Annotated in this window: 8 protein-coding genes; 4 read left to right on the forward strand and 4 right to left on the reverse strand. The window is 51.3% G+C overall.

Annotated features, from left to right (window positions below; all coding sequences use genetic code 11):
* Positions 1-182 precede the first annotated feature (182 nt).
* From mutY to NP589_RS01305, 3 genes are all read left to right on the forward strand, one after another.
* Positions 183-1,250, forward strand: coding sequence for an A/G-specific adenine glycosylase (gene mutY, locus NP589_RS01295; RefSeq protein ID WP_256605318.1), 1,068 nt, complete (start codon positions 183-185; stop codon positions 1,248-1,250).
* Positions 1,234-1,503 carry an oxidative damage protection protein gene (locus NP589_RS01300; protein ID WP_256605319.1) on the forward strand — a complete coding sequence of 90 codons (270 nt, stop codon included), beginning with the start codon at positions 1,234-1,236 and terminating at the stop codon, positions 1,501-1,503. The genes mutY and NP589_RS01300 overlap by 17 nt, the downstream gene beginning before the upstream one ends.
* A gap of 167 nt (positions 1,504-1,670) precedes the next feature.
* Positions 1,671-2,216, forward strand: coding sequence for a globin family protein (locus NP589_RS01305; RefSeq protein WP_256605320.1), 546 nt, complete (start codon positions 1,671-1,673; stop codon positions 2,214-2,216).
* Between the two features lie 67 nt (positions 2,217-2,283).
* On the opposite strand, the gene NP589_RS01310 is transcribed toward NP589_RS01305, so the two are convergent.
* The 4 genes from NP589_RS01310 to aceE form a co-directional block, all read right to left on the reverse strand.
* On the reverse strand, positions 2,284-2,730 hold the full coding sequence (locus tag NP589_RS01310; protein WP_256605321.1) for a hypothetical protein: 447 nt from the start codon (positions 2,728-2,730) through the stop codon (positions 2,284-2,286).
* Between the two features lie 98 nt (positions 2,731-2,828).
* Positions 2,829-4,244 carry a dihydrolipoyl dehydrogenase gene (gene lpdA / locus NP589_RS01315; protein ID WP_256605322.1) on the reverse strand — a complete coding sequence of 472 codons (1,416 nt, stop codon included), beginning with the start codon at positions 4,242-4,244 and terminating at the stop codon, positions 2,829-2,831.
* A gap of 10 nt (positions 4,245-4,254) precedes the next feature.
* The gene (locus tag NP589_RS01320; protein WP_256605323.1) at positions 4,255-5,544 is read right to left on the reverse strand and encodes a 2-oxo acid dehydrogenase subunit E2; all 1,290 of its coding nucleotides are present in this window, start codon (positions 5,542-5,544) and stop codon (positions 4,255-4,257) included.
* 13 nt (positions 5,545-5,557) lie between these two features.
* The gene (aceE, locus tag NP589_RS01325) at positions 5,558-8,230 is read right to left on the reverse strand and encodes a pyruvate dehydrogenase (acetyl-transferring), homodimeric type (protein WP_256605324.1); all 2,673 of its coding nucleotides are present in this window, start codon (positions 8,228-8,230) and stop codon (positions 5,558-5,560) included.
* Between the two features lie 284 nt (positions 8,231-8,514).
* Between aceE and NP589_RS01330 the strand changes: the two genes are divergently transcribed.
* A complete protein-coding gene (locus NP589_RS01330; RefSeq protein WP_256605325.1) occupies positions 8,515-9,084 on the forward strand; it encodes a VPLPA-CTERM sorting domain-containing protein in 570 nt (189 codons plus the stop codon).
* Positions 9,085-9,094 lie beyond the last annotated feature (10 nt).

Below are 9,094 nucleotides of genomic sequence, written 5' to 3' on the forward strand. Positions count from 1 at the left end.
CGGCCAAGCTTATTGATGCGGCACATTGATTTATTGGTAAGCAACCTGAAGCAATGTTCAAACACTTTCTTGCTATTTCCGGTTCGGCGCGACAGTCGAAAAACGGTTTTTTACCTTATCTAAATCCTTTGCGGTACTATTCAGTGACGATGCCTAATTGATTTTCCCTTCTCCCAAGCGATATGTCCCCCGAACAATTCCAACAAAAACTCTTTATCTGGTTTGATAGGCATGGCCGTAAGGATTTGCCATGGCAACTGGACATCAATCCTTATCGAGTTTGGGTTTCGGAGATTATGTTGCAGCAAACGCAAGTAGTCAGCGTGATTGGTTATTTCAATCGCTTCGTCGCCAGATTTCCGACGGTGCAAAGCCTGGCAAGCGCGGAACTGGACGAAGTACTGCAACACTGGTCCGGGCTTGGCTATTATGCGCGGGCCAGAAACTTGCACAAAACCGCGCAAATCGTTGCGGACAATGCCGGCGTATTTCCGCAAACCGTGGCAGAACTCAGTGCCTTGCCCGGTATCGGCCGCTCCACTGCGGGAGCGATACTCAGCATCGCCTGCGGACAAAGTCAGCCTATCCTGGACGGCAACGTCAAACGTGTGCTGGCACGGTTTCACGCCGTGCATGGCTGGCCTGGCGACAGTAATGTCGCCGTACAGCTTTGGCAAATTAGCCAGCGTTATACGCCAACGCAAAGAGCCGGAGATTATACCCAAGCGATGATGGACTTGGGGGCCACGCTCTGCACCCGTAGTAAGCCGCTATGCGACATCTGCCCGGTCGCCGAGGGCTGTCAGGCTAGGCAACAGGGCTTGGTAAAACAATTGCCTGGATCCAAGCCCCGCAAGGATTTACCGGTCAAACAATTGCATTTTCTGCTGTTACTGGACAAGGAAAACCGGATATTGCTGGAAAGGCGGCCGCAGACCGGTATTTGGGGCGGGCTATGGAGCGTGCCGGAATTTGCGGATCCGCAGGCTTTGCAAGACTGGTGTCTACAACGCCATTACCGAATCCATGCCTCGCAAACTTTGCCTGGTCAGCGCCACAGTTTTTCGCATTATCATCTGGATTACATCCCGTTGCTGGCAAAATTGGAAAACCCCATAAACAATGTGATGGAAGGCGGGCGGGCGGTTTGGTATAAAACCGTCGAGATTACTACTTTAGGTCTGCCGGCGCCGGTCAAGCGTCTGCTGCAACAATATTTCACAGAGGATCAAAATGACGAGAATGATTAAATGCGTAAAACTGGGCGTTGAGGCTGAAGGTCTTGATTCGCCGCCGTTTCCCGGTGTCAACGGCCAGCGCATTTTCGATCATGTATCGAAACAGGCCTGGAAGGACTGGTTAGCGATGCAAACCATGATAATTAACGAGCAACGGCTGTCCAGTTTCGACCCGGCCGCCAAAAAGATATTGGAAGCGGAACGCGAGAAATTTTTATTTGCCGGTGGTTTTGAGTTGCCGGAAGGCTACGTGCCTAAGAAATAGTGTCGAGTTGGCTTGGCGGGTGGGCTTTAGGCGCGTGGTCCGATGGATAGTATTTGCAGTTATGTGCATAGGTTTTGTATAGCTTTAATGCGGCCAAAATATTGACAAAAAGGCTGTAACTGGAAAGCTTCGGATGTATATTAAAAACTATCTTCTGGAGAAAAGTTATGAATGCAACTGTAGCACCTCAGATCCAAGCCTTGCGCGCCACTCTCAGCGACCACGTCCTGATCGGTAAAATAGTCGATGTGTTTTATGCAAAAATGCTGGACGACTATCGGATTAACCGCTTCTTTTTCACCCGCCCGGCTGCTGAACAGGCCGATGCCCTAAAAGCCTTTTTGAAAGCTTACTTCAATACTTTCAATAGCGCCGATGAGAAAGTATTAGACGCATTGGATGGGTATTTTACGACTGCCTTTGCCCGAACCAACGCCAAACCAAGTTTGGTTACCGGTAATGATTTTGCGTTCCTGCTGGATATCGTGGGTGGGCAAGATATAAGAAACATCACTCTGCTAACCCCGGCTCACTGTTTTTTGATCAAGCTCGGTCCTGACGACTTCCATTACGACATAGTTATGGAGCATTTGGCCGACTCTTTAAAACAACTGAATATCACCGAAGATCTGACTTATCAAATACTGGCTTTGGCGGAAAAAGGTAGAGACGGTTTGTTGGCTAGAGGAGTAGAAGTTAAGAAGGCTGCTTGAACAGCGTTTTAGTCGTTCCGGGTTCTAGCTTAGGAAGTGCCTAAGCGAGAAGAGCTAGCGGTTGGCATTAGCTGTCGTCCTTGATCATCGATACAAGAAAATCGATGAAACTTTGAATTGCTAAGCCGGTGCTGACTGCGGTTGCCATGTTAGCCAGTAATTTGCTGACAACGCGTAAAAGTTTTTCAAGCAGCTTGTGACCGCCGATAATTTCTATCCCGTACAGCAAAAATTCGCCTAAAAAATGGTTCACAACGGCAAGTTTTAGATTGAGCTGGGTTCCCAATAAGCCTTGCGCCAACAAAGTGTGGGTTTCGGCACGCTGTAAAGCGTCTTTTAACGCCGAAAAGTTCGGGTTCAGTTCCATCCAGGCTTTTTTATAATCATCGCGAAATTTCGGCTGAAAATATTCGCCGTTATCTATTACCTTCTCTAAAAACTGCTGCAGAGTATCAACGAAATTCAGCAATCTTTTTCTGTCATCCTCGCCGGCCCCAAAGACAAATTTTTCCACTCGCTGTTCCTTCTATATGATGTCGGCGTTTTCACCGAAAAAAATTCGCACGACGACTTTTAACCCACTCACGAATGTTGCGCTTCGCAAAATAACGACTATTTCTTCACATACAGGTCAGTAATCGTCCCCTCTATCATTTCCGCTGCAAACGCAAAGGTTTCCGATAAAGTGGGGTGTGGGTGAATGCTCAGGCTGATGTCCGTAGCGTCAGCACCCATTTCCAATGCCAGCACTGCTTCTGCGACTAACTCGCCGGCGCCTGGTCCGGTAAAGCCGGCACCTAAAATGCGGCCCGTGGTTTTATCGGTGAGGATTTTGGTTATACCTTCGCTGCGGCCCAGTGCCAATGATCTGCCGCTAGCAGCCCATGGGAACACAGCTTTGTCGAACTCGACGCCTTGTTGCTGCGCCTGAGTTTCGGTCAAGCCCATCCAGGCGACTTCCGGATCGGTGTAGGCCACCGATGGGATGGTCAATGCATCGAAACCAGCTTTATGGCCGGCAATTACTTCAGCGGCAATTTTACCTTCGTGCGTGGCTTTGTGAGCGAGCATCGGGTTGCCGACGATATCACCAATTGCGAAAATATTGCTGACGTTGGTGCGGCCTTGTTTGTCCACAGGAATAAAGCCGCGCTCGTCAACATTGACACCTGCTTTGTCGGCGTCGATCAATTTGCCGTTGGGACGGCGGCCCACAGCAACCAACACCGCGTCGAACACTTCGGATTCCGGTGCGCCCTTGCCTTCCATAGCGACTTTGATACCGGCATCGGTAGCTTCCATCGCCTTGACACTGGTTTGCAGCCACAAATTTTCATACTGCTTTTTGATCTTGCGTTGCAGCGGTGTAACCAAATCTTTGTCGCAACCTGGGATAATCTGATCCATCAATTCCACGACGCTGATTTTTGACCCCAGCGCATGGTAAACGGTTGCCATTTCCAAACCGATAATACCGCCACCGACAATCAATAACTTTTCCGGTATCGATTTCAACTCCAGCGCATCGGTGGAATCCCAAACCCGCGGATCGTCATGCGGAAAGCTGGGGATTTTGGTTGGTTGCGAGCCGGCAGCAATGATGGCGTTGTCGAAAGTGATGGTTTGTACGCCGGATTCGCCGGTAACGATCAAGCTGTTGGCGGTGGCAAATTTACCCACGCCATTGACTACTGTTACTTTGCGTTGCTTAGCCAATTTGCCCAGGCCTTGATTCAGGCTTTGGCTGACGCTTTGTTTCCAGGAGCGGATCTGGTCCAGATCGATGTTCGGCTTGCCGAAACTGACGCCGTGTTCGGCCATGGCTTCCGCTTCATGAATCACTTGCGCGGTGTGCAGCAAAGCTTTGGACGGGATACAGCCGACATTTAAACAAACCCCGCCCAACACCGGGTAGCGTTCGACCAATACTACTTGCTTGCCCAAATCTGCGGCACGAAACGCGGCCGTGTAACCACCTGGGCCGCCGCCAAGTACCAGTACTTCAGCATGCGTGACAGAATCGCTCATATCCCTACTCCTACAATAACAGCAGGCGAATATCGCCTAAATAAGATTTCAACGCTTCCATAAAACGTGCACCTTCGGCACCGTCTATGACGCGATGGTCGTATGTAATATCCAGCGGCAACATCAATTTCGGTTCGAAACTAGAACCGTTCCAAACTGGTTGCATCTTGGAGCGGGTTACGCCCAAGATCGCTACTTCAGGAGCGTTGACGATAGGCGTGAATGCGGTTCCGCCGATGCCGCCTAAGCTGGAGATGGTCATACAGCCACCTTGCATATCTGCCGGTTTCAATTTGCCGGTCCTGGCCAATTCGCTTTTCTCTGCCAGCTCATTGGACAATTGGAAAATACCTTTTTTATCGACATCACGAATCACCGGCACGACCAAGCCGTTAGGTGTATCAACGGCAATGCCGATATGGAAGTAATGTTTGAAGATCAGTTTTTCGCCGTCTGGAGACAGAGAGCTGTTGAAGGAGGGGTATTTTTGCATAGCCGCCACCAGCGCCTTCATGATGAAGATCAGACCGGTGACTTTAACAGCATCCTTTGCCAAGCCGGCGTTTACCGACTTACGGAACTCTTCCATCGCATCGATGGCGACTTCGTCGTGATAAGTGACAAGAGGCAGGTTTAGCCATACACGAGTCAGGTTTTGGCCGGTCAGACGCTTGATCTTGCTGAGCGGTTTTTCTTCGATTTCGCCAAATTGGGTGAAATCGACCGCTGGAATTGACGGTATGCCCGCACCGCCGCTGCTCGAACCGCCGGAAGCCATGACTTGCTTGACGAAGTTTTTTACATCGTCTTGCAGGATACGGCCCTTGCGACCACTGCCGGTTTGGATCTTGCTCAGATCCACACCCAATTCGCGGGCAAAGAGTCTGACACTGGGTGTGGCGTGCGCTTTAAAACCTTCGTTGCTCGTTACGACTGGCGCAGCAGGTGCTGCGGCAGGTTTGGCCGGTTCTGCTTTGGGAGCTTCCTCCACTGGGATTGGGGCTGCTGTAACGGGGGCAGGCGCCGCCACCGGTTCGGCTGGAGCCGCGGCGACCGCCTCACCGGCTTCAAGGGTAGCGATCAGCGTGCCCTCGGAGACTTTATCGCCCGGTTTGATATGCACGGTTTTAATGGTGCCGGCTGCGCTGGACGGTAAATCCATCGTCGCTTTGTCGGTTTCCATCACCGCCAGGGTTTGCTCCACCGCGACCACATCGCCGGGTTTGATCAGTACTTCGACGATGTCGATTTCAGGGACGTTACCGACGTCGGGGACCTTTATTTCAATTACAGAACTCATATGTCGCTTTCCGTTAAATCAACCAAGGAGCGGTTGCGTCAGGGTTGATGTTGTATTTGGCGATTGCCACTTCGACCTTGGCGGCATCGAACTCGCCGGCTTGCGCCAGACTATGCAATGCGGCGATGGTGACGTGGTATCTGTCCACTTCGAAGAAACTCCGCAGCTTGGCGCGAGTGTCGGAGCGGCCAAATCCATCAGTCCCCAGCACCGTGTAAGACGCTTTTACCCAAGGGCGGATTTGTTCGGCAAACGCACGCATGTAGTCGGTAGCCGCAATAATCGGTCCTTTGCTGTTATCCAGGCAATGCGCGATATGTGTGGTGCGCTGCTTTTCGGTAGGGTGTAAGCGGTTCCATCGTTCGCAGGTTTGGCCGTCGCGAGCCAGCTCGGTAAAGCTGGGGCAACTCCAAATATCGGCGTCCACACCCCAGTCGTCGTGCAGCAATTTGGCGGCTTCGATCACTTCGATAAAAATGGTGCCGGACCCCAGTAATTGCACGCGCGGTTTTTTGCTGTTCGGGCCTTTCTTGAACAAATACATGCCTTTCAGGATGTCGGTTTCCGCACCTTCCGGCATGGCCGGCTGGTCGTAATTTTCGTTCATCAAGGTGATGTAGTAAAAGATGTCTTCCTGCTCGACATACATGCGGCGTAAGCCATCTTGAATAATCACCGCCAATTCGCAAGCAAAGGTGGGGTCGTAGGAATAGCAGTTGGGTACGGTGGCGGACATCAAGTGGCTGTGACCGTCTTCGTGCTGCAAACCTTCGCCGTTCAAAGTAGTTCTACCGGCGGTACCGCCTAACAGGAAGCCGCGCGTACGCTGATCGGCCGCAGCCCAGATCAAGTCGCCCACCCGTTGGAAACCGAACATCGAGTAATAGATAAAGAATGGAATCATCGGTACGCCGTGCGTCGAATAGGCCGTACCTGCCGCGATCCAGTCGCACAGACCGCCTGCTTCGTTGATACCTTCCTGCAACACTTGGCCGTGCTTGTCTTCCTTATAAAACATCAATTGCTCAGCGTCTTGCGGCGTGTAGAGCTGACCAACTTGCGACCAAATACCCAGCTGACGGAACATGCCTTCCATACCAAAGGTGCGCGATTCGTCGGGTACGATAGGCACGACGCGTTTGCCGATTTGCTTGTCCTTGACCAGTATATTCAGTATGCGCACAAAGGCCATCGTGGTGGAAATTTCGTGCCCTTCGCCGGTGCCGTCCAATAGGGCTTTGAACGCCGATAAAGCGGGGATTTCCAGAGGGTAAGATTTGGCGCGGCGAGCCGGCAGGAAACCGCCGAGATCGACGCGGCGCTGGCGGAGGTAAGTCAGTTCGGCGGAGTCCTCCGCGAAACGCAGGTATGGTAGATTGATCAACTCTTCGTCGCTAACCGGCAATTGATAACGGTCGCGGATATATTTGATCGACTCCATGCTCATCTTCTTCTGCTGATGGCTGGTGTTTTGTGCCTGTCCGGAGTCGCCCATGCCATAGCCTTTGATGGTTTTAGCGAGAACGACGGTGGGTTGACCTGTGTGGTTAACAGCGGAGTTGAAGGCCGCAAAGACTTTAATAGGGTCGTGGCCGCCGCGATTCAATTCCCAGATGTCACGGTCGGTGTAATCCTTTACCAACTCCTGCAATTCCGGGGTGTTAAAGAATTTTTCGCGGACGTAAGCGCCGTCTTTGGATTTGAAGGTTTGATAATCACCGTCGACGCATTCCATCATGCGCTTGACGATCAGGCCGTCTTTGTCTCGGGACAAAATGGCATCCCAACGACGGCCCCAAATCACTTTGATCACGTTCCAATTGGCGCCGCGGAAGTTGCCTTCCAGTTCCTGAATGATTTTGCCGTTGCCGCGCACCGGGCCGTCCAGACGTTGCAGATTGCAGTTCACGACGAAAATCAGGTTGTCCAGTTTTTCCCGACCGGCCATGCCGATCGCGCCAAGGGTTTCCGGCTCATCGGTTTCGCCGTCGCCCAAGAAGGCCCAGACTTTGCGGCCATCGGTGTTGGCAAAGCCGCGATTTTGCATATAGCGCATGAAGCGGGCTTGGTAAATCGCCATGATCGGGCCAAGACCCATCGATACGGTGGGGAATTGCCAGAAGTCCGGCATCAACCAAGGGTGCGGATATGAAGACAAGCCGTTGCCGCCGACTTCCTGTCTAAAACTGTCCATTTGCTCTTCGCTCAAACGGCCTAGCAAGAAGGCGTGAGCATACGTACCGGGGGCGGAATGGCCTTGCGAGAAAATCAGGTCGCCGCCGTGTTTGTCCGAAGGTGCGTTCCAAAAATGATTTTGTCCAACGTCGTATAAGGTAACGGCGGAGGCGAAACTGGCGATATGGCCGCCGACATTGGTGTATTTGTTGGCGCGTAACACCATCATCATCGCATTCCAGCGCACATATGAGCGGATGGTGCGCTCGATGTCTGTATTGCCGGGGAATTTGGGTTGTCGGTCTATCGGGATGGTGTTGATGTAAGGCGTGTTGGCCGAGAACGGAATGTCCATGCCGGCTTGTCTGGCGGTACTGAGCAGGGTTTCAATCAAAAAGCTGGCGCGTTCGCCGCCTTCTTTTTCTATCACCGCTTGCAGTGCCTCCATCCATTCTAGGGTTTCAGCAGGATCAATATCGTGTTTGGCGGCAATATCGGTATTGTTGGTCATTACGGAACCTTGGAAAACGTTGGATTAGCTTAAAAAGGATACCCGAAATGACCGGTTTGAGCATACTTTTTTAGCAATCCGCCGCCAGCTAATCTGGCTGGAATCCAGGTAAAACCTGGATGTGGACAAAAACCGCAGTGGTTTGGTTTTTCGAAACCGGCAAAAGGCTGTGGCATGGGTAGAATCGAATTGGATTTATTGAGTTTCAGCCCTTAAGTACAGGTGGCTTTGCAAGGCGACATGACGTAAAATTTGTGCCAGTACTCATTTTTAAGGGAATCCCGATGCGTAATCAACTAGTTAAATCCTTAGTTGCGTTGTTTCTTTCTACTGCAAGCTTAGAAGCTAGCGCTGGGCTGGTAAGTTTTACCTCGACTGAGTTCCAGCAAACCGAAAGCGGACAGACTTTTACTTTCACTATAAACGATGCCCCCTTGGCTGATTTGATCGACGGTACATTCTTGATCCATGCGCGCGGGGACTACACTATCAACAGTCAGCCTCCCGAAGTTATTTCGGTGAAAATCGAGGACGGAAATTATTTCGATCAGGATGTCGGAGCCACTAATGCTAACAGTACTGTTACTAATCCAGATTTGGTTGAGTGGTCGGAAAGTTTCCTGTTGCCCGGCGATGAGTTATTTAGTTGGACGCAGGACCATAAAATTATTATCACGCTGGCCTTATCCCCCGATGTGACATTTGATTTGAACGCTATTCAGGGTGGCAATCCTTTTGTCCAGGCCACAATATCCTATACAACCTCGGCAGTTCCTTTGCCTGCTGCAACTTGGCTGTTTTTGAGTGGTTTGATTGGCATGTTGGGTTATGGCAAACCGCGTAAAATAAGTTAATCCTAAATTC

This window comes from Methylomonas rosea (assembly GCF_024505055.1).
Classification (GTDB): Bacteria; Pseudomonadota; Gammaproteobacteria; order Methylococcales; family Methylomonadaceae; genus Methylomonas; species Methylomonas rosea.